This window comes from Candidatus Eisenbacteria bacterium, assembly GCA_005893275.1.
Lineage (GTDB): Bacteria > Eisenbacteria > RBG-16-71-46 > SZUA-252 > SZUA-252 > WS-7.
The window spans coordinates 23,660-43,406 of record VBOW01000036.1 but is presented as its reverse complement, the minus strand read 5'-3'; the positions used below and the strand labels follow the sequence as shown (position 1 = coordinate 43,406).

Genomic DNA, 19,747 nt, shown 5'->3' with positions numbered 1-19,747 from the left:
GCTCTGGTCGAGCGGCTCGCGCAGGCGCTCTCCCGGTTCGAAGCCGGCGCCGTCACCGTCGCGGGGGGTTGCGCCTGCAACACGCTGCTCCGCCGCGAGACCGCGGGCCTCGCCCATTCCCGGGGGATTCCGGCCCTGTTTCCCTCCCCCAAGCTCTGCCGCGACAACGGGGCGATGATTGCGTACGCCGGCTCCCTGAGGCTCCAGGGCGGCCAAGCGACCCCCTTCACCGCCACCGCCATCGCCAACCTGGACTCGTTTTCGTCGTTGCCGGTCTGAATTGTTGACTGGGGGCGACCCTCGTCCGCAACTCGTCCCGGGACGAGTGGGGCGTCACTCCCCCTCTACCGGCCGGTGGGATACTTGCAACATGCCCCGGGACATGCTCTCCGGACCTGACGACCGAAGCGGCAGCCGGGATGGCGCGTAATTTCGCCGATACCTAGGAGCAGGTAGCCGTGGCCAAGCAGCTCCTCGATTTCGGAACTTGCCCCGGGGCAAGTGGGGCGTCACTGGCCCTTTGCCCCTGGATTGTCACCACCGTGCAATTTGCAACGCCTCAGCCCACCCGGAACGCACCCTAATCCCACACCCCGGCTCAAGATCGCCATCGGGAAAGCCGAACATTTCCAAGAGCGGTACCAAGTTCCGCCCTTTGGCGGTTCGGAAGCCGCACGCGCAAGCCACGGCGCATGAAACGGAATTCGAGGTGTCACGCGTGAGCCAGGACGCATCCACGCCCGAGACCGGGCGAATCCTTGTCATCGAGGACGATCCCAAGCTCCGGTTCATTCTTCAGAAGCAGCTCAGCGACGCCAAGGACGCCCAGTACGAAGTGCGCACGGCGGAGGACGGCGTGCGCGGCCTCGAGGAAGTTCGACGCGATCCTCCCGAGCTGATCCTGCTCGACGTGATGATGCCGGGTCTCGACGGCTACGAGGTGTGCCGGCAGCTCAAGGCCAACCCCCTCACCTCGCGCATCCCGATCATCTTTCTCACCGCGAAGTCGACCTTCGAGGACCGGATCCACGGCCTTGAGCTCTACGCCGACGACTACATCACGAAACCGTGGGCGCAAAACGAGCTTCTCTTCCGCGTCCGGAACCAGCTCAAGACACGGCGCGCCCAGCTCCAATCGAACGCGCTCACCGGTCTTCCGGGGAACGTGCTCATCGAGACCGAGCTCTCGCGGAGGATCGAGCGGGGAGAGAAATTCTCGTTCCTGCACATCGACCTCGATTACTTCAAGGCCTACAACGACTACTACGGGTACGCCCGGGGCGACGCGGTCATCCGCTTCGTCGCGGCGCTGCTCCACGAACAGATCGAGCGGTACGGAATATCGGGGGACTTCGTGGGCCACATCGGCGGAGACGATTTCGTGGTGATCACGATCCCGGAGCGGGCGCGGTCCATCGCGGACGCGATCCAAACGACCTTCGATTCGCGGATCCGGGAGCACTACGACGAGCTGGATCTGAAGCGCGGGCATATCACGGTGCTCTCGAGCCGCCAGGGAGGCGTGAAGAAATTCGCTCTGATGTCGGTCACGGTTCTGATCGTGAGCAACGAGGGCCGCGATATCCAACACAGCGCCCAGGTGAGCGACATCGCGAAGGAGCTCAAGAAGCGCGGTAAGGCGATGCAGGGAAGCGTGGTCATTCCCGACCGGCGGCTGGACGGCTCACCGATCATGCCGGCCGTGGAATCCCCCACGCCCGATCCGCCGGAGCTCTCCGGATGCTGAACCGCCCCGACGACACACCCGACCGCGGCGCCGGGTCGGCCTTTCGCCTCCTCCCGGGGCTCTCCAGCCTCAGCTTTGCCGTCCAGTCCGCGTTCGATGCCCAGGGGCTCGTGGCGGCTGTGGCGCGGCACGTGCTGGAGCTCGCGCGGGCCGATTTCTTCTCGCTTCTTCTGCTCGACTACGAATCCGGCGAGCTGCGCGGGGACCACTTTGGGCGCGGCACCAACGGGCCCGCGGGGACCTGCCGGGTGACACCGCGTCCCGGAGGGTTCCTCGCGCAGGTTCTGCGGCGCGAGACGCTCATCGTCGAAGACGCGCTCCGCATGGAGGCCGCGGATTGGAAGGAGCTTCACTGGAGCGGGCAGGTGCCTCACGCCCTGGTCGGCGTGCCGATCATCGTTGGGACCTCGCTCCTGGGGGTCGCGCTCCTGGGTTTCAGCAGGCCGCTCAAAGCGAGCGCGCGCAGGCGCCGGGCGCTGCTTTTCCTCGCCGACCAGATCGGCCTCGCGGTCGACCGGATCCGCACGCACGCGGAGCTCGAACAGAAGACGATCCGGCTCGACGAAGCCAACGCGTCCTTGCGGCGGCTCGACGAGATGAAATCCGAGCTGATCTCGGTCGTGTCTCACGAGCTTCGGACCCCGCTGACTTCGATCAAGGCGTATACCGAGACCCTGCTCGACAACGTGGGGAATCCCGCGTTCTCGATGCAGGATCGGTTCCTCGGGATCATCAACGAGGAATGCGACCGCCTGACCAGGATCGTGAACGATGTGCTCGACTTGAGCCGGATGGATTCCGGACGACGGAGGCTCCGGTCGGAACCGCTGGAGCTGGGGCGGCTGCTGGACGAGATCCTGCCGACCGTGGGACCGCAGCTTGCGTCCAAGCGTCTCACCGTCGTTCCCGACCTCGCCCCCGAGCTGCCCGCGATCGAGGCGGATCCCGACCTCCTGAAGCAGGTTCTTGTGAACCTCATCGGCAACGCGGCCAAGTTCTCCCGGGAAGGTTCCCCGATCACGATTCACGCGAGGCAGGCCGGCGAGCGGATGCAAGTCATCGTCGAAGACCGCGGGATGGGAATTCCACCCGACAAGCTGGGTCGCGTGTTCGAGCGTTTCTATCGGGTCGAAGAGGGAGGAGCCGAGCGGGTCGGCGGATCGGGGCTCGGCCTCGCGATCGTGAAGAGCGTCGTGGAGCTTCACGGCGGAACGGTCCGAGTCGAGAGCAACCTGGGACAAGGGAGCCGGTTCGTGGTCGAGCTACCCTTGGTCCAGCGCGGATTCCGGAATCTGATGCGCTCGCTCGAGCCGTTCTTCGAGATGCCGGAGCTGCGCACGCTTCTCTCGAGCGCGGTCGAAATGGTGGCCGAGGTGATGGAGGCGCGGAACGTCTCGATCATGTTCTTCAACGAGGACGGAACCGAGCTCCACATTCGCGCGGCCCATGGTCTCGACCCGGACATGGTGGCGAGGGCTCGGGTCAAGACCGGGGCGTCGATCGCGGGATGGGTCGCGCAGACCTCGGAGAACCTCCTCGTCAACGACATCGAAAACGACCGGAGATTCCGAAAGCTGAATCATCCGCAGTACGAGACAAAATCGCTCCTGTGTGTGCCGCTTCGGCTCGCCGGCGAAACGGTCGGGGTCGTGAACGTGAGCAGCAAGACGACCGGGCTTCCCTTCGACGCCGACGATCTGAGTCTCCTGGTCGCGATCTCGAAGCGGGTCGGGACCGCGCTGGAGCGCGTGCGGGCGGCCGGCCCATCGGGAGACGCCTACACGACCCTGAATACCATCCGCACCGTGATCCGCGCCAAACGGAGCTACTCGCTCTGGACCTCGCGCCGCGCGTTCAAGCTCTCGACCGATCTCGGCCGGAAGCTCGGCCTCGGGGAAGACGAGCTCGAGGTGCTCGGGTACGTGGCGCGCGTCCACGACGTGGGCATGCTTGCGGTGGGCGAGGACCTGATCCTGAGCTCACGCCGGTGGACCGAGCAGGAGCGGCGCCGCGTCGAGACGCACCCTCGCGACGGCGTGCGCCTGCTTCAGCCGATCGAATTCGCCGCGCGCGCGAACGAAATCATCCTGAGCCACCACGAGCATTACGACGGCCACGGCTATCCGCGCGGGCTCTCGGGTGAGGAAATCCCGCTCGCCGCCCGCATCCTGGCCGTGGTGGACGCGTTCGAGGCTATGACCCTGGGACGTCCCTACCGCGATTCGATCCCGGAGTCCGAAGCGCTCACCGAAGTGAAGCGGTGCTCCGGGACGCAGTTCGACCCGCGCGTCGTCAAGGAGTTCGAGAGGCTGCTCGCCCGGAAGGGCGGGAGCCATCCCGGCGCTCCCTCGGCGCCCGCCACCGGAAAGTACCAGCGTGATTCCGTCCGTTGAGCTGATCTGGGCCCTCGCGGCCTCCGTGCTCCTCATCGTGGAGCAGCTGCGCCATCGCCGCTCGCTTCGGCACGAGCTCAAATCGCTCCGTTCGTCGTACGACGCCGCGATCCACCGGAACGAGGAGCTGACCCAGGCCAGCGACAAGATGGGCGATCTCTACCGCTACCAGCTCCTCACGAGCCGCAGGCGGGCGGCCCGAATCAAGAAGGTGCTGGAGATTGCGACGAGCATCAATTCGAACCTCTCCCTCGACAAGGTGCTCCACGAGATCGTCCACGCCGTTTCGGAAGCGGCGGGATTCCGGATCGTCCTCCTGCGCGTTCTCAACGATTCGAGCGGAGAGTTCGAGGCCCGCGCGTTCGCCGGGCTGAGCCGCGAAGCGATCCGGAAGCTCGAGCAGCATCCCATCCCGCGCTCCGAATTCGACAGCTGGCTCAAGGAGGAATTCCGGGTCAGCCGCTCCTACTTCATCAGTCACGAGCGGAAGTTCTGGGGAAAGGAGGACGACGAGGGCTACACCCCGGACCTGGGCATTCGGAAGGAAGGGGAGTGGCATCAGGAGGACGTCCTCTTCGTCCCCCTCTACACGAAGGACGGCGCCGCGATCGGATACCTTTCCGTCGACGATCCGGTGGACCGCCGGCTTCCTTCCCGGGAAACCGTGGAAACCCTGGAAATCCTCGCCACCCACGCGGTCGTGGCCATCCAAAACGCGAGTCTCTACGAGCGCTTGAATCAGAGCATGGGCCAGCTCGAGGAAGCGACCGAGCGCGCCGAGGAATTGAACGACCTCAAGTCCTCCTTCGTCTCGACCGTTTCCCACGAGCTGCGTACGCCCCTGACCGCGATCCGCGCGTACGTGGAGGCGCTGCTCGAAAGCGTGGGGTCTCCCAACGTCGAGATGCAGCGCCAGTTCCTGGGCGTGATCGACGACCAGAGCCTGAAGCTCAGGCGCCTCATCGATTCGGTGCTGGAGCTGTCCCAGCTCGAGTCGGGCCGGTTCCGCATGAGCCGCGAGCCGTTCAATCTGATCACGCTGACGGACGAAGTGGTCGAGAATCTGCGCTCGATGGCCGGCCCCAAGAAGATCTCGATCCGCGTCGAGTCGGCGGCGCCGGAGATCGTGGTCGAGGCGGACCGGGCCCTGCTGAAGCGCGTCCTCCACAACCTGGGAAGCAACGCGATCAAGTTCACGCACGAAGGCGGGACGGTGACCTTCCGGACGGCGATGGAAGGGCGCACGGTGCGCGTCCAAATCGAGGACACGGGGATCGGCATTCCGAAAGAGGAAATCGAGAGGATCTTCGACAAGTTCTATCAAATCGACAGTTCCCTCTCCCGCGAGTACCCGGGAGTCGGTTTGGGACTTACCGTTTCGAAGAGCATTGTCGAGTGGCACGGTGGGGAGATCCTGGCCGAAAGCGAGACAGGGGTGGGATCGCGCTTCACCGTGGTCCTGCCGGTCACGGCCGGGGACGCGAACGTGATCACCCACGCCACCTGGACCCCGTCGCGCTCGGTCTCGGACCATTTGACCCGGCTCACGGTGGAGATGATCGCGGAGGTCATGAACGCGCGCACGGCGTCCCTCATGCTCGTGGACGAGGAGAAAGCGGAGCTCTACATTCGCGCCGCGCGCGGCCTGCGCGAGGAGGTGGTCTGCGGCACCCGCGTCAAGATCGGCGACTCGATCGCCGGCTGGGTGGCCAAGCACGGTCAGCCGCTCCTCGTCACCAACATCGAGGAGGATCCGCGATTCGGCAGGCCGAACGGCCATCAATACGAGACCAAATCGCTTCTTTCGGTCCCGGTCAAGATCGACGGACGCGTGATCGGGGTGATCAACATCAACAACAAAGTCTCGTGCACCCCCTTCACGGAGGACGACCGCGCGCTCCTGTCCTCCCTCTCGGACCGGGTCGCGCTGGCCTGGAAGCGCGTTTCCGACCATGAGCGCACTTCGGACCGAACCGAGGAAACCGCGAAGGCCCTGGCTGCGATCATCGAGAACGCGCGCAGGAGCCGGCTCAAGCTGAGCTCGGGAGGGATGGCGGGCCGCGCCGTGGCGCTGGGGCGGAAGCTGGGGCTCAAGGAGGAGGACGTGGAAGCGTTGGCCTACGTTGCGAGCGTCCACGACGTCGGGATGGCACAGATCGACCTTTCCGTCCTGCAAGAACCCGGCAAGTTGGACGACGTGGCCTGGGCGGAGGTGGCGCTCCATCCCCTGCGCTCGGCGGAGATCGTGAAACCGATCGAGTTCCAGGAACAAGTGACCGAAATCATTCTGGCCCATCACGAGCGGATGGATGGGCGCGGGTACCCGCGGGGGCTCAAGGGAGATCAGATTCCGCTCGGAGCCCGGATCATCGCCGTTCTCGACGCCTACGAGTCGATGACGGTGGGGAGGCCCTACCGGCACGCGATGAGCCACGCGGATGCCGTGCGGGAGCTGCGCCAGTGCAAGGGAACCCAATTCGACCCCAGGGTGGTCGAGGCCTTCGCCCAAATGCCTGAATTCCAGGAGAATACGAAGCCAGTTCGGGCTGGAGAAGCGGCCCACGAGGCCGATAAAACCCATGCCTAGCGACAGGAGGAGGTGAGTCGGATGTCCAAAGGGAAAATCCTGGTCGTGGACGATGAGATCTACATCGTGCACATCCTGGACTTCAGTCTCGGGATGGAGGGGTACGAGGTCGTCACCGCGCTCGACGGCGAGCAGGCGCTCGAAAGGGTGAAGAGCGAAAAGCCCGACCTCATCGTGCTCGACATCATGATGCCGAAGCTGGATGGGTACGAGGTCTGCAAGAGCATCAAGTCCAACGCGGCGACCCAGCATATTCCGGTGATCCTCCTTTCGGCCAAGGGCCGAAATGTCGACCAGAAGCTGGGCTTCGATGTCGGCGCGGATGATTACATCACGAAGCCGTTCAGCCCCAGAAAGCTGGTCGAGCGAATCAACCAGCTGCTCGGCCAGACCGTCACCGAGCGACCCACCCCCTCCGCGTAGGCTCCCCTCGGCTCCACAAGCTCGAGCCCGAGGGGACGCCGCGCGCGGACCTATCGGCTTCGATGAGGCGCCTCCCAGGTTTTCCCTCTCCGTGAGTGCTACCATGCGCCATGGCCTTGGTCCGCGTCGCCGTTCCCATCCCCCTTGCCCGAGAAGAGGCGCTCGTCTACGAGATCCCGGAGGAGGAGACCCCGGAGGTAGGGCTCCGCGTCCTCGTGCCGGTCGGGGCGCGCCGGGTCTGGGGAACCGTCCTGGGAGTCGAAGCGACCCCTCCGGAATTCCGGGTGCGCCGGATCTCGGGGATCCCCGAGCCCCGTCTGGTGGTCACCCCCGAGCTTCTCGATCTTTGCCGCTGGGTGGCCGACTACTACGCCGCCAACCTGAGTGATGTGCTCCAGGCGGCCGTCCCCTCCCCGACCGGGCTCACCCGCCGCGCGGCGCGCGGCCCGGCCGAAGAGGCGGCGGCGTGGCTCGCGGTCGCGCCCCCGCGGCGCGAGGAATTGAACGAGGAGCAGCTCGCAGCGCTCGTTGCGCTCGAGGAGGCGCTCCGCACGCGCGAGTTTCGCGCGTTCCTCCTTTTCGGGGTAACCGGAAGCGGCAAGACCGCGGTGTACCTCCACGCGGCGGCCGAGGCGTTGAAGCTCGGTGGTCAGACCCTCATCCTCGTCCCCGAGATTGCCCTCTCGCCCCAGACCCTCGACTCCTTCCGCCGCGCGGGATTCGAGCGGGTGGCGCTCTACCACAGCACGCTCCGTCCCCGGGAGCGCGCGGATGTGTGGCGCGCCGCGGCGGCGGGGGAAATCGACCTCGTCGTCGGCACCCGGTCGGCGGTGTTCCTGCCCTTCCGAAACCTCCGCCTTGCCGTCGTGGACGAGGAGCAGGACGGCGCCTACAAGCAGGACGATGCCCCTCGGTACCACGCAAGGGACGTGGCGCTCGTGCGCGCGCAGCGGTTGGGAGGGACGGTGATCCTCGCCTCGGCGACTCCGAGCTTGGAGAGTTTCGCGCGAGTGAAGCGCGGGCAGTGCGGGCTTCTCCGCCTGACGCGGCGCATCGATGGGAGGCCCCTTCCGACGGTGCGAATCACCGATCTGCGCCATCGCGCGGCCTCCGCGCCGGCCGGCGGGTCGCGTTACCTCACCCCTCCGCTCGTCCTCGCCATGGCGAAAACCCTCGAGCGGCGCGAGCAGGCCATCCTTTTCTTGAACCGCCGCGGGCACTCGACGTATCTGCAGTGCCGAGGGTGCGGCGACGTGGCGCGCTGCGAGCGTTGCGATGTCTCCCTCACGGTGCACCTCGAGGATCAGTCCCTCCGGTGCCACTACTGCGGCGCCGAACGGAAGCTCACACCCGCGTGCGCGGGCTGCGGGGCTTCGAACCTGTGGTTCGGCGGCGTCGGAATCCAGCGCATTGAACGAGAGGTCGCCCGGCTCTTCCCCAAGGCGCGGATCGCGCGGCTCGATTTCGATGCCACGCGGAAGCGCGGCTCGGCGGCGGCGATCCTGAGCGCGTTCCGCGCGGGGGGGACCGATTTCCTCCTCGGCACACAGATGGTCGCGAAGGGATTCGATTTCCCCATGGTCACGCTCGTCGGGATCATCGTGGCGGACCTGCAGCTCTATCTGCCCGATTTCCGCGCCGCGGAGAGGACCTTTCAGCTCCTGACCCAGGTCGCCGGCCGGGCGGGACGGGGGGAGCGCGCCGGAGAGGTAATCCTCCAAACCTACGATCCGGAGCATCCGGCGCTTCGGTGCGCCGCGGCCCAGGACTTCGAGATGTTCTTCGACCAGGAGGCGGCCGAAAGGAGAGAGCTTTGCTATCCACCCTTCGGGCACCTCGTCGAGATCGAGATCCGCGGCGCGAAGAAAGAACGCGTCATCCGGGAGGCGGGCATGATCCGGGACACGCTTGCCGCGCTCGCGCGCGGTGTCGAGGTGGAGCTTCTCGGGCCGGCTCCCAAACCCATCGCGCGAATCCAGGGGGCGGAGCGCTGGCACATTCTGATCCGGAGCGGCTCGCGGAAAACGCTTCAAACGTATCTGAAGGGGGCGGTTCCCGCCCTCCGGGCGAGAGCCCGGACGGGCCTCCGCGTCAGCGTAGACGTCGACCCACGGCACGTGCTGTAAGCCATTACATTTGAGCTTGTTATAGTGTCCGATCTCGTTCGGCCGTTGGGCGAAGCTGCTTGACAGGCCGGGCGACGGACGTTGTAATCGAAGGATCGGGGAACGTCGGCACCCCGCGCGCGGTTTATAGAAAGTGGAAGGAAGGGTCAGACTCGGAGGTCGGATGCCATTCGCAACCGGGAAATGGAAGCCCTATCTGGCTTCGGCGGCAATCGCGTGCCTCGGGGCTTTTTCCGCCCAGCCGGCTTCCGCGAGCGTCTGCTTCACGAGCGGCAAGGTCTATGTTCAGCAGAAGGTCTACGATAAGGCCGCCTATTTTCTCGAGTGCGCGCGGAAAGGGGACCCGGCGAACATCGAGGCGTTGTCGCTACTCGCGTTCGCGCGCGCGCGACAGCGCGAGTTCATTTCCGCGGGCGCCGCGTTCCAGCTGGCGATCGAAACCGCGACCAAGAAAGGTGACAAGAAAAAAGTTGAGGATCTGCAGCGAAACCGCCTGGCCGAGAACGCGCAGCTCTTCAATGCAGGAATCGCGGCCCTGAACCGCGCGGGCAGCGTTAGCTTGGACAATGAGCGCTCCTCGGGCGACGAGGGGTCGCCTCAGGGCAAGATCGAGAAGCAGTACGGCCCGCCGCGCGAATACGCCCGGTTCACCGAAGCGGGGCGCATCCACGAGTTCTGGTGCTACCCCGATTCGGGGGTGACCTTCTATTTCGCCCCCAGCTCCGACGAGGCGACGCGCCTCGAATACAAGCCCTACGAAGGGCTCGGCGACCTGCAGCACGCCGTGACCGACACGACCGTGTTCCCGCTCTATGCGGGCGGCTCGTACGTGGCCGAGGCCGCGTACGACTTCCAGCTGGCGTCGTACGTCGACCCCATGTCGCTCGACACCTACCAGAATCTTGCCTACGTTCTGAGCCTCCTGGGGCGAACCGACGACGCGATACGCGCCGCGCAGCGTGGGCTCACGATCAAACCGGACGATGAGAGGCTGCATCAGAATTTGCGGGCGGCCGCGATGTCCCGCGGGAACCGGCTCTACAACGCGAAGAAGTACCCCGAGGCGATCCAGGCCTACCGGCAGGCGATGCTGTTCGATCCCCAGAGCGCGCCGGGGTACGTTCTCAAGATCGCGGACGCTTGGTACGCCATCGCGGGGTCGCGGGGCAAGGGAACACCGGAGCAGAAGGCGGCCTACGACAGCGCCGCGGTCGGATACGCCGCGGTCGTGGAACAGCCGGCAGCGTCCGATTCGGTCAAGCAAAACGCGCTCTACAACGCGGCCGTGATCTACGCCAATCAGGAGATCTACCCCAAGGCGATCGAGATCCTAGACCGGGCGGGCGGGCTCTACCCTAAGAACAAGGAAATCTGGAGCTTGGCGGGGCAGACCAAGTACCAGGCGAAGGACGCGAAAGGCGCGGAGGCCGCCCTCCGCCACGCGCTCGAGCTGGATCCCCAGGACGCCACCAACCACCAGTTCCTCTTCCTCGCCCTGAACCAGCTGAGCAGGAAGGAGGAATCGGTCGCCGAGTACACCATCTACAAGGCCTTGAGCGAGGGCACGAAAAAGACCGAGGTCAAGGTCTGGGTCGATTCCGCCGATAATCGTTTGGGCGCTTCGAATCAACTCAAGACGGTGGTCAAGACGGAGAGTTACCCGGAAGAGGTGTATACCTACAACGAGGGAGACAAGCGGTTCGAGACCTGGTTCTACTGGTCCAAGGGAAAATCGTTTACGTTCATGGACGGGCAGATCTTCTCGAAGGGCGCGTTCCCTCCCAAGAAATCCAGTTAGCGACCCGCGCCCGGACGCCTTGATTCGCGCGCCGGGACGCTTTTCAGAATAGACCTTGACACCTTTCCGGGGGATCGGTAGTCTAAGGATACGGACCAACCAGGGGGTCCTAGGGCTGGGATGGCGCCGAGCCCTGAGCAAGTTCCCCGATTCGGATCGCCTTGTGCGGTCCCGCGCCAAGCCACACCGGAACCAACCAACAACCCACTGACGTATCAGGATTCCCGGGTTCCCTCTACCTTGAGGACCGCAGTTCGGTTGGCATAATGTCCCGCTCAACAACCCCGACACGGCGACGCGGCGTAGATACGCCGAGCGCCACGACGATCAACACCGAGGAGTCGCAGAACGACATGGAACAGCAAACCCAAACACCGCCCGCAACCCCTGCTCCGAGCAGCGCACCGCCGCCGCCCTCCCAAAAGGGCCTCGACATCATTCAGCTTAAGAGCAAGACCATTGCCGAGCTGATGGAGCTCGCGCACTCGCTGGGCATCCAGGGAACGAGCGGTCTCAGAAAACAGGAGCTGATCTTCAAGATCCTGGAAGGGCAGACCGAGAAAAACGGTCTCATCTTCGCGGAAGGGGTATTGGAGATCCTTTCGGAGGGATACGGTTTCCTCCGCTCCCCCGATTACAATTATTTGCCGGGCCCGGACGACATCTATGTGTCCCCGTCCCAGATCAAACGTTTCGATCTCCGGACAGGAGACACCGTATCGGGCCAGGTCCGCCCGCCGAAGGACGGCGAGCGCTACTTCGCTCTGCTGCGGGTCGAGGCGGTCAACTTCGAGCCGCCGGAGGCGGCGAAGGATAAGATCCTCTTCGACAACCTGACGCCGCTCTATCCGCAAGAGAAGCTGCGTCTGGAATCGCGTGCGGAGGACATGCCGACGCGTATCATGGATCTCCTGACGCCGCTCGGGAAGGGCCAGCGCGGGCTTATCGTGTCGCCCCCGCGTGCGGGGAAGACGGTCCTGCTCCAGAAAATCGCGAACTCGATCACCGACAACCATCCCGAAGTGATGCTCATCGTGCTTCTGATCGACGAGCGTCCCGAGGAAGTCACCGACATGGAGCGCTCGGTCAAGGGAGAGGTCGTCTCCTCGACCTTCGACGAGCCCGCCGAGCGTCACGTCCAGGTCGCGGACATGGTCATCGAAAAGGCGAAGCGGCTCGTGGAGCATAACCGGGACGTGGTGATCCTTCTCGATTCGATCACGCGGCTCGCGCGCGCCCATAACACCGTGGTGCCGCACTCAGGTAAGATCCTCTCCGGCGGCGTGGACGCGAACGCGCTTCAAAAGCCGAAGCGGTTTTTTGGAGCGGCCCGCAATATCGAGAACGGCGGGAGCCTCACGATCGTCGCGACGGCGCTCATCGAGACCGGGAGCCGCATGGACGACGTGATCTTCGAGGAGTTCAAGGGCACCGGCAACATGGAGGTGGTTCTGGATCGCAAGCTCGCCGACAAGCGCATCTTCCCGGCCATCGACATCAACCGCTCGGGCACCCGCAAAGAAGAGCTCTTGATGAGCCAGGAGGAGCTGAACAAGGTCTGGATCCTCCGGAAATTCCTGAACGAACTCAACCCAGTCGAAGCCATGGAATTCTTGATCGGCAAGATGAGTCAGACCAAGACGAACAAGAAGTTCCTGGCGATGATGAACACATAAAGGGAGCGCCGCCATGAAACGAGGAGTCCATCCAGGCTACTACAACACCAAGATCGTGTGCGTCTGCGGCAACGTGATCGAAACGCGCGCCACGGTGAAGGACACGGTGCACGTCGAAATCTGCTCCAACTGCCACCCCTTCTTCACCGGCAAGCAGAAGCTCGTCGATACCGCCGGCCGGATCGAGCGCTTCCGCCGCAAGTACGGGATCAAGGAGAAGGCCGCCGAGTCGACGGCCGGAGCCTAACCCGCCCCGCCCGGTCCCAACCGAGCTCTCCCATGCCCGATTCATACTCGCCCATCGGTGGGCAGGCCGTCATCGAGGGCGTGATGATGCGCTCGCCCAAGATGGTCGCGACCGCCGTGCGTCTGCCCGACGGATCGATCCAGGTCAAGACGCAGGATTTCGTCTCGATCTCGCGCCGTGCCACCTTCTTCGGGCTCCCCATCATCCGCGGCGCGGTGGTGCTCGTGGAATCGCTCCGCATCGGCGTCCAGGCGCTCGCATTCTCGGCCGAGGCCGCGGTGGTCGTAGGAGAGAAGAACCCCAGGGGAGAGGCGCGCTTCGGCACGCTGGGGCTCGGTATGGGCGTTACCGTGGCGATCTCCTTTGTGCTCGGCTTCCTCGTCTTCTTCTACTTGCCTCTCAAGCTCACCGATCTGACCGGCGTCCGACAGGGGCTCACCTTTAACGTGATCGACGGTGCGTTCCGGCTCGCGTTCTTCCTCCTCTACATCGTCGGGGTGGGATTCTGGGGGGAGATGCAGCGCGTCTTCATGTACCACGGTGCCGAGCACAAGACGATCCACAATCTCGAATCGGGCCAGGAGCTCACACCCGAGAATGCGCGAACGTTCAGCCGTTTTCATCCGCGCTGCGGCACGAGCTTCCTCCTCCTCGTCGTCCTCGTGAGCTTCGTCGTGTTCGCGTTCCTGGGGCGCCCCGATACGTGGCAGGCCCGCCTCCTCCGGTTCGCGTTCATCCCGGTGATCGCCGGAATCTCCTTCGAGATCATTCGATTCGCCGGGGCTCATTACGACAAGCCGTGGGTGAGATGGATCAGCGAGCCCGGCCTCAAGCTTCAGCGGCTCACCACCCGCGAGCCCTCGAACGACATGCTCGAGGTCGCGATCGCCGCCCTCCGCGCCGTCCTGTAAGGAGGGAGCCACCATTCGCGAGGCGTTGGAACGGGCGAAAGCCCGATTCGAAGAGCTGACCCAGAAACTCGCCGATCCCGATCTCCATCACAACCCCGCCGAGCTCCGAAGGATCAGCAAGGAGCGGAGCTCTCTCGAGGATCTCGTGAACGCCGCACGGCGATACGACCAGGTGCTCCACCGCGTCGCCGAGGACACGGCTTTGCTCCGCACCGAGAAGGATCCCGAGCTGATCGGGATGGCCAAAGCGGAGCTGGGGGAGCTCGAGGCGGAGCGCGCCAAGCTCGAGGCCGAGCTGCCCAAGCTTCTCCTCCCACCCAACCCGCTCGATCAGAAAAACGTGATCGTGGAGATCCGCGCCGGGACGGGCGGCGACGAGGCGGCGCTCTTCGCGGCCGAGATGCTGCGGATGTACGTCAAGTATGCCGAACGACATGGCTGGCGGGCGGAGATCCTGAGCCTGAGCGGCTCCGGGGGAGGCGGAGGCGCCAAGGAGGCGATCGTCTCGATCGAAGGGGAGGGGGCCTATAGCCGGCTCAAGTACGAGAGCGGCGTCCACCGCGTCCAGCGCGTGCCGGAGACCGAGGCGAGCGGGCGGATCCACACGTCCGCGGTCACGGTGGCGGTGCTTCCGGAGGCCGAGGAGATCGACGTCGAGATCAAACCTTCCGATCTTCAGATCGACGTGTTTCGCTCCTCGGGCCCGGGGGGGCAGAGCGTCAACACCGCCGACTCGGCGGTGCGGATCCGCCACATCCCGACCGGCATCGTGGTGCAGTGCCAGGACGAGCGCTCCCAGCTCAAGAACAAGGCCAAGGCCCTCAAGGTGCTCCGCGCGCGGCTTCTCGACATGGAGCTTCAGGAGCAGGAGCGAAAGCTCGCCCAGACCCGAAAATCGATGGTTTCGAGCGGCGACCGAAGCGCCAAGATCCGGACCTACAATTTCCCCCAGGGCCGCGTGACCGAGCACCGCATCGGCCTGACGCTGTACCGGCTGCCCGACGTGCTCCAGGGAGACCTGGACGAGGTGGTGGACGGGCTCTTCCACGCGGAGCAGGCGGAGCGGCTGGCCGCGTCCGGCGAAGCCGCGCCGAATCGCGCGTGAGCGCGCAAGAGAGCCCCATGCCCGCCGCGGCGCAAGGGGGATGCGCGGAAACGAGCGCGCCGTCCACTCGCAGGAGCGTCCTGGCCCGCGCGAGCGACCTCCTCGAGCGCTCGGGCGTTCCGTCGCCCGCCCATGACGCCGAAGCGCTCCTTCTCCACGCTCTCGCGACGTCCAAGTCCGAGCTTTGGTCGAACCCGAACGTCCCGGTGAGCGAGGAAGGGTCCGCGCGGCTCAGCCGGCTCCTTGAGGCCCGCTCGCGCCGCGTTCCCCTCCAGCACCTCTTGGGGGAGGTTTCGTTCCTGGCGGCCGAGCTCGACGTCGAGCCGGGCGTCTTTGTGCCCCGGCCCGAAACGGAGGGCCTCGTCGCCCTCGTCCTGGAGGAGCTCGGCGCCGAGCTGGGAGAGGCATCGCCGCGGGGAAGAATCCTCGACCTGGGGACCGGCACCGGCGCGATTCCGATCGCGATGCTCCTGGCGCTCCCCCCCGGGTGGACCGCCGTGGCGGTCGATCGCTCCGAAAAGGCGATCGCGCTCGCCGCGCGGAACGCGCGCCGGAACGGGGTGCAAGAACGGCTCCGTCTCGAGCGGGCCGATTTTCGCGATCCACGGCTCCCCCTCGACGTTTCGCCGGCCGACGTCCTCGTCTCGAACCTTCCCTACATCCCGAGCAGCTCGATCCCGAGCTTGATGCCCGAAGTCCGCGACCATGATCCTCTGGAAGCGCTTGACGGCGGGCCCGACGGTCTCGATGCTTTTCGGGCTGCGGCCCTTGGCCTCCCCGCCTGGCTCATGCCGGGCGGATTACTCGCGCTCGAGATCGGTGGGGATCAGGCCGATAGATGCATGGAGCTGTTTGGGCCGCATCTCGCGGGAGCGCGCATCGAAAGCGACCTCGCAGGGATGCCGAGGGTCTTGATCGGAAGGATGCGAGGGACGCGACGATGAGCGTGAAGACGAAGCAAGCGAAGCGGAAAGAGGCACCAAAGCGGGAAGAGGCACCACCCCAGGAAGCGACCGAGGCGATAAGCATGGACGAAGTCTGGATCGAAGGCGGCCGGAAGCTCAAAGGCACGGTCCAAGTGAGCGGCTCCAAGAACGCGACCCTGCCCATTCTGACCGCGACCCTGCTCGCGCCCGGAATCTACCGCTTCACGAACGTCCCGGCTCTCCGCGACGTCTCGACGATGCTGGAGCTGCTTTCGCTGTTCGGAATCAAGAGCCGGCGCGAAGACAGCCGCTCGCTCTTCGTGGATTCCACCGGAGTCCACAACGCCGAGGCGCCCTACGACCTCGTCCGGACGATGCGCGCCTCGATCTATGTACTGGGCCCGCTTCTCGCTCGCTTCGGCGAAGCGCGCGTCTCGCTCCCGGGCGGTTGCGCGTGGGGCCCACGTCCCGTCGATCTCCATATCCGTGGCATGCAGCGACTCGGGGCCGATGTGGAAATCGAGCACGGGTATATCGTCGCCCGCTGTAACCGCCTCCAGGGGAGCGTCATCTCCTTCGAGATCTCGAGCGTGGGAGCGACGGGAAACATCCTCATGGCCGCGGCGACGGCCGAGGGGGAGACGGTGATCGAAAATGCCGCGTGCGAACCCGAGATCGAGGCGTTGGCGCGATTCCTCGCGACCATGGGCGCGCGGATCGAGGGCATGGGCACGTCGAGGCTCGTGATCACCGGCAGGAACGGGCTTTATCCGGCCGACGCGCCGATGATTCCGGACCGTATCGAGGCCGGCACGTTCCTGACCGCCGCCGCGATCACCGGCGGGGAAGTGGAGGCGACGTGCGTCGAACCCCGGCACCTCGATTCCACCATCGCCAAGCTCGAGGAGGCCGGCGCATCGGTTGAGGTCGGTGAGACGAGCGTCCGCGTCAGGGCTCCGGAACGGGTCAGACCGATCACGGTCACCACCGCGCCCTATCCTGGTTTCCCGACCGACATGCAGGCCCAGTTCATGGCGCTCCTCTCCGTCGCGGACGGCACCAGCACGATCGTCGACACGGTCTATCAGGACCGCTTCACCCACGTCGCCGAGCTGCAGCGGCTCGGGGCGGATATCCGCGTCGAGGGGAATACCGCGGTGGTCCACGGGTTGGCTTCGCTGAGCGGCGCTCCCGTCATGGCCACGGACCTCCGCGCCTCCGCCGCGCTCATCCTCGCGGGCCTCGTGGCGAAGGGAGAGACCCGCGTGTCCCGCGTCTATCATCTCGACCGCGGCTACGAGCGGATCGAGGAAAAGCTCCAGGGACTCGGAGCCGCGATCCGCCGCGTCCGAGCCTAGCGCCACCGTCATGCGCCCGGTCGTGGTCGGAACCGCGGGCCACATCGATCACGGCAAGACGGCCCTGGTGCGCCGCCTCACCGGCATCGACACCGACCGTCTCAAGGAAGAAAAGGAACGCGGGATCTCGATCGACCTCGGATTCGCCCACCAGACACTCCCGTCCGGGCGGCGCATCGCGATCGTGGACGTCCCGGGGCACGAGCGGTTCGTCAAGAACATGCTCGCCGGCGCCACCGGCATCGACCTCGTTCTCTTGGTCGTCGCGGCGGACGAAGGGGTCATGCCCCAGACCCGCGAGCACCTCGCCATCGTCAATCTGTTGAACATCGATCGCGGCGTCGTGGCGCTCACCAAGTCCGACCTCGTGGATCCGGGGACGCTCGCGGCCGTTCGATCCGATGTGGAAGAGCTTCTGGGGCCGACCCCGCTCCGCGGGAGCCCCGTCGTTCCCGTCTCGGCGGCAACGGGGGAGGGAATTGACGCTCTCGTCGCTGCGCTGGATCAAGCGGTCGCCGGAGTGCGCGGGCGGGAGGCGGCCGGGCCCGCTCGCCTTCCGATCGATCGGGTGTTCCCGGTCGAGGGGATCGGGACCGTCGTGACCGGGACGCTCTGGAACGGCACCGTCCGCCCCGGGGACTCGCTCGAGCTATTGCCCGCGGCGCTCCCTGTCCGGGTGCGTCAGGCCCAGGTGCACGACCAGACCGTCGGGGAGGCTCAGGCCGGCCAGCGCGTGGCGCTCGCGATCCACGGCATTTCCCGGGACGACGTGCGGCGCGGCGATTGGCTCACGACGCCCGGGCGATACAGGCCCTCGCGCATCCTCGACGTCAGGCTCGGGCTCCTCGTCTCGGCCCCCAAGGCGCTCGGCTCCAGGTCCCGGCTCCGGTGCCACCTCGGCTCGAGCGAGATTCTGGGGCGGGCGGTGCTCCTCGAGCGGGAGACCCTCGCCCCGGGGGAAGAATGCTGGGCGCAGCTTCGCCTCGAGGGGCCCGCCGTGGCCGCGGCGGGGGACCGAATCGTGATCCGCTCCTATTCACCCGCGTCCACGATCGCCGGCGCGACCGTGGTCGATCCCGCTCCCAGCAAGCGCGCGCGGCTCGGATCAAGAGACCGCGCCCGCCTTGAAACCTTGTGGTCCGGGTCCGTGGCGGAAAAGCTGGCGGCGCTTGCGGATGAAGCGGGCCCGGCCGGAATCGCTGGGGAAGGGGCCTCAGTCAGGCTCGGCACGATCGCGGAGTCGATTACCGAAGCCGCCTCCTCCGCCGTCCCAGCGGCCATCTCGGTGGACGCCGGGACGAAGCTCGTGCGTCTGCGAGACGGGCGCCTCCTCACTCCACCCGCGTGGAGCGATTCCCTCGATCGAGTCGTCCGGGCCGTGGCGCGATACGGCGAGGAGAACAGGCTCCGGAACGGCATCCCGAAAGGGGAGCTCAAGAGTCTCCTGGGCCGGGACCTGCCGGCGCCCGTTTTCGATGAGGCGCTCGAGCTTCTGCTCGGCGGCAAGCGCCTTGTCCTGAACGGAGACCGCGTCGCCCTTCCGGATGCGGCGCCGAGATTCACGCCCGAGCAGGAGCGCGCCCTCGCGGACCTCGAGCGGAAGCTCTCGAGCAGGGGATTTCAGGTTCCCGAAGTCTCCGAGCTGGAACGAGATATCCCGGCCGCGGCGCGGCCCGGGGAGCTGATCCGCTACCTGGCGGACAGCGGGCGGGCCGTCAAGATCACGTCGCAGCTCCTCTACCCCAGGGCTCTTTGGGAAGACCTCGAGGGCCGGGTGCGGTCCCATTTCCGAAAGAGCGCGACCCTCACGATGGCCGCCTTCAAGGAAACGATCCAGGTTTCGCGCAAGTACGCGGTTCCCATTCTGGAGCACTTGGATCGGACGGGGCTGACCCGGCGGCGTGGGGATGAACGCGTGCCCGGACCCCGCCTCAGCCCTCCTCAGTCGTAAAGGCGTGCGGCGTGGCCTTTCCGGCGCATCCTCAGATTGCTTTTTGACACCCTCTCTGCTATCCTACGGAGCGTAAGGTGGGGCGGAAACCCCTCCCTCCCTCCACTCTCCACCGCGATTGCCAGGTGGGGGCAAGCCTCCTGGTCTCCATGGGAAGGTGCGGCGATTATGAGCCTCCTCTCCGGTGTCAAGACCGACCAAGCGAAAGTTCTGCTTCCCCTCGCGATCGTGGTGTTCCTGGCTCTTCCGGTAAGTATCACCTTCCAGCCTCACGCCAGCGCGATCGGCCCGACCGTCGTGTGGGCCGGTTCGCCGGACGAAACGCTGAACCCGCCCTCGAATCCGCCTCCGAAGAGATGCGCCTCATTGAAGAGCACTAATGAGAGCACCACTGAGAGCACCACGGGGAGATTCACCCCGACCTCGAAGGTGGGCGCTGCGAGAACCACGGTGTCGAGTCGCACTCTGTTCGGCGTTCTTTGGAGGGTGTACTGGGCGA

15 protein-coding genes are annotated in these 19,747 nt (G+C 65.8%); 14 read left to right on the top strand and 1 reads right to left on the bottom strand.

Annotated elements, in window-relative coordinates; translation table 11 throughout:
• From E6K76_08235 to selB, 14 genes are all read left to right on the top strand, one after another.
• Nucleotides 1–279, top strand: a 279-nt coding sequence (locus E6K76_08235; GenBank protein ID TMQ58357.1) for a hypothetical protein, incomplete at its 5' end; no start/stop codon positions are given.
• Between the two features lie 208 nt (nucleotides 280–487).
• A complete protein-coding gene (locus E6K76_08230; protein ID TMQ58356.1) occupies nucleotides 488–1,747 on the top strand; it encodes a response regulator in 1,260 nt (419 codons plus the stop codon).
• Nucleotides 1,741–4,140: a GAF domain-containing protein gene (locus E6K76_08225; protein TMQ58355.1), complete on the top strand. Its 2,400-nt coding sequence runs from the start codon at nucleotides 1,741–1,743 to the stop codon at nucleotides 4,138–4,140. Before E6K76_08230 ends, E6K76_08225 begins: the two co-directional genes overlap by 7 nt.
• Nucleotides 4,124–6,727, top strand: a complete 2,604-nt coding sequence (locus E6K76_08220; protein ID TMQ58354.1) for a GAF domain-containing protein — start codon at nucleotides 4,124–4,126, stop codon at nucleotides 6,725–6,727. Before E6K76_08225 ends, E6K76_08220 begins: the two co-directional genes overlap by 17 nt.
• 21 nt (nucleotides 6,728–6,748) lie before the next feature.
• Entirely contained in the window at nucleotides 6,749–7,150 is a 402-nt protein-coding gene (locus E6K76_08215) for a response regulator (protein TMQ58353.1), read from the top strand.
• Nucleotides 7,151–7,260: 110 nt separating this feature from the next.
• A complete protein-coding gene (priA, locus tag E6K76_08210; protein ID TMQ58352.1) occupies nucleotides 7,261–9,276 on the top strand; it encodes a primosomal protein N' in 2,016 nt (671 codons plus the stop codon).
• 163 nt (nucleotides 9,277–9,439) lie between these two features.
• Nucleotides 9,440–11,074: a hypothetical protein gene (locus E6K76_08205; GenBank protein TMQ58351.1), complete on the top strand. Its 1,635-nt coding sequence runs from the start codon at nucleotides 9,440–9,442 to the stop codon at nucleotides 11,072–11,074.
• Between the two features lie 353 nt (nucleotides 11,075–11,427).
• Nucleotides 11,428–12,750: a transcription termination factor Rho gene (gene rho, locus E6K76_08200; protein ID TMQ58350.1), complete on the top strand. Its 1,323-nt coding sequence runs from the start codon at nucleotides 11,428–11,430 to the stop codon at nucleotides 12,748–12,750.
• 13 nt (nucleotides 12,751–12,763) lie between these two features.
• Nucleotides 12,764–12,997, top strand: coding sequence for a 50S ribosomal protein L31 (gene rpmE / locus E6K76_08195; GenBank protein ID TMQ58349.1), 234 nt, complete (start codon nucleotides 12,764–12,766; stop codon nucleotides 12,995–12,997).
• A gap of 32 nt (nucleotides 12,998–13,029) precedes the next feature.
• On the top strand, nucleotides 13,030–13,908 hold the full coding sequence (locus E6K76_08190; GenBank protein TMQ58348.1) for a DUF1385 domain-containing protein: 879 nt from the start codon (nucleotides 13,030–13,032) through the stop codon (nucleotides 13,906–13,908).
• 13 nt (nucleotides 13,909–13,921) lie between these two features.
• Nucleotides 13,922–15,013, top strand: a complete 1,092-nt coding sequence (prfA, locus tag E6K76_08185; protein TMQ58347.1) for a peptide chain release factor 1 — start codon at nucleotides 13,922–13,924, stop codon at nucleotides 15,011–15,013.
• Nucleotides 15,014–15,030: 17 nt separating this feature from the next.
• On the top strand, nucleotides 15,031–15,957 hold the full coding sequence (prmC, locus tag E6K76_08180; protein ID TMQ58346.1) for a peptide chain release factor N(5)-glutamine methyltransferase: 927 nt from the start codon (nucleotides 15,031–15,033) through the stop codon (nucleotides 15,955–15,957).
• Nucleotides 15,958–16,040: 83 nt separating this feature from the next.
• The gene (murA, locus tag E6K76_08175; protein TMQ58361.1) at nucleotides 16,041–17,297 is read left to right on the top strand and encodes a UDP-N-acetylglucosamine 1-carboxyvinyltransferase; all 1,257 of its coding nucleotides are present in this window, start codon (nucleotides 16,041–16,043) and stop codon (nucleotides 17,295–17,297) included.
• 10 nt (nucleotides 17,298–17,307) lie between these two features.
• Nucleotides 17,308–19,248, top strand: coding sequence for a selenocysteine-specific translation elongation factor (gene selB / locus E6K76_08170; GenBank protein TMQ58345.1), 1,941 nt, complete (start codon nucleotides 17,308–17,310; stop codon nucleotides 19,246–19,248).
• Between the two features lie 269 nt (nucleotides 19,249–19,517).
• On the opposite strand, the gene E6K76_08165 is transcribed toward selB, so the two are convergent.
• The gene (locus E6K76_08165; protein TMQ58344.1) at nucleotides 19,518–19,712 is read right to left on the bottom strand and encodes a hypothetical protein; all 195 of its coding nucleotides are present in this window, start codon (nucleotides 19,710–19,712) and stop codon (nucleotides 19,518–19,520) included.
• Nucleotides 19,713–19,747 lie beyond the last annotated feature (35 nt).

Bases quoted from the DNA above. Each gene is read 5' to 3' on its own strand.
- E6K76_08225 (TMQ58355.1), top strand. From the start codon at position 1,741: ATGCTGAACCGCCCCGACGACACACCCGACCGCGGCGCCGGGTCGGCC.
- E6K76_08215 (TMQ58353.1), top strand. From the start codon at position 6,749: ATGTCCAAAGGGAAAATCCTGGTCGTGGACGATGAGATCTACATCGTG.
- priA (TMQ58352.1), top strand. From the start codon at position 7,261: ATGGCCTTGGTCCGCGTCGCCGTTCCCATCCCCCTTGCCCGAGAAGAG.
- E6K76_08205 (TMQ58351.1), top strand. From the start codon at position 9,440: ATGCCATTCGCAACCGGGAAATGGAAGCCCTATCTGGCTTCGGCGGCA.
- rho (TMQ58350.1), top strand. From the start codon at position 11,428: ATGGAACAGCAAACCCAAACACCGCCCGCAACCCCTGCTCCGAGCAGC.
- rpmE (TMQ58349.1), top strand. From the start codon at position 12,764: ATGAAACGAGGAGTCCATCCAGGCTACTACAACACCAAGATCGTGTGC.
- E6K76_08190 (TMQ58348.1), top strand. From the start codon at position 13,030: ATGCCCGATTCATACTCGCCCATCGGTGGGCAGGCCGTCATCGAGGGC.
- prmC (TMQ58346.1), top strand. From the start codon at position 15,031: ATGCCCGCCGCGGCGCAAGGGGGATGCGCGGAAACGAGCGCGCCGTCC.
- murA (TMQ58361.1), top strand. From the start codon at position 16,041: ATGGACGAAGTCTGGATCGAAGGCGGCCGGAAGCTCAAAGGCACGGTC.
- selB (TMQ58345.1), top strand. From the start codon at position 17,308: ATGCGCCCGGTCGTGGTCGGAACCGCGGGCCACATCGATCACGGCAAG.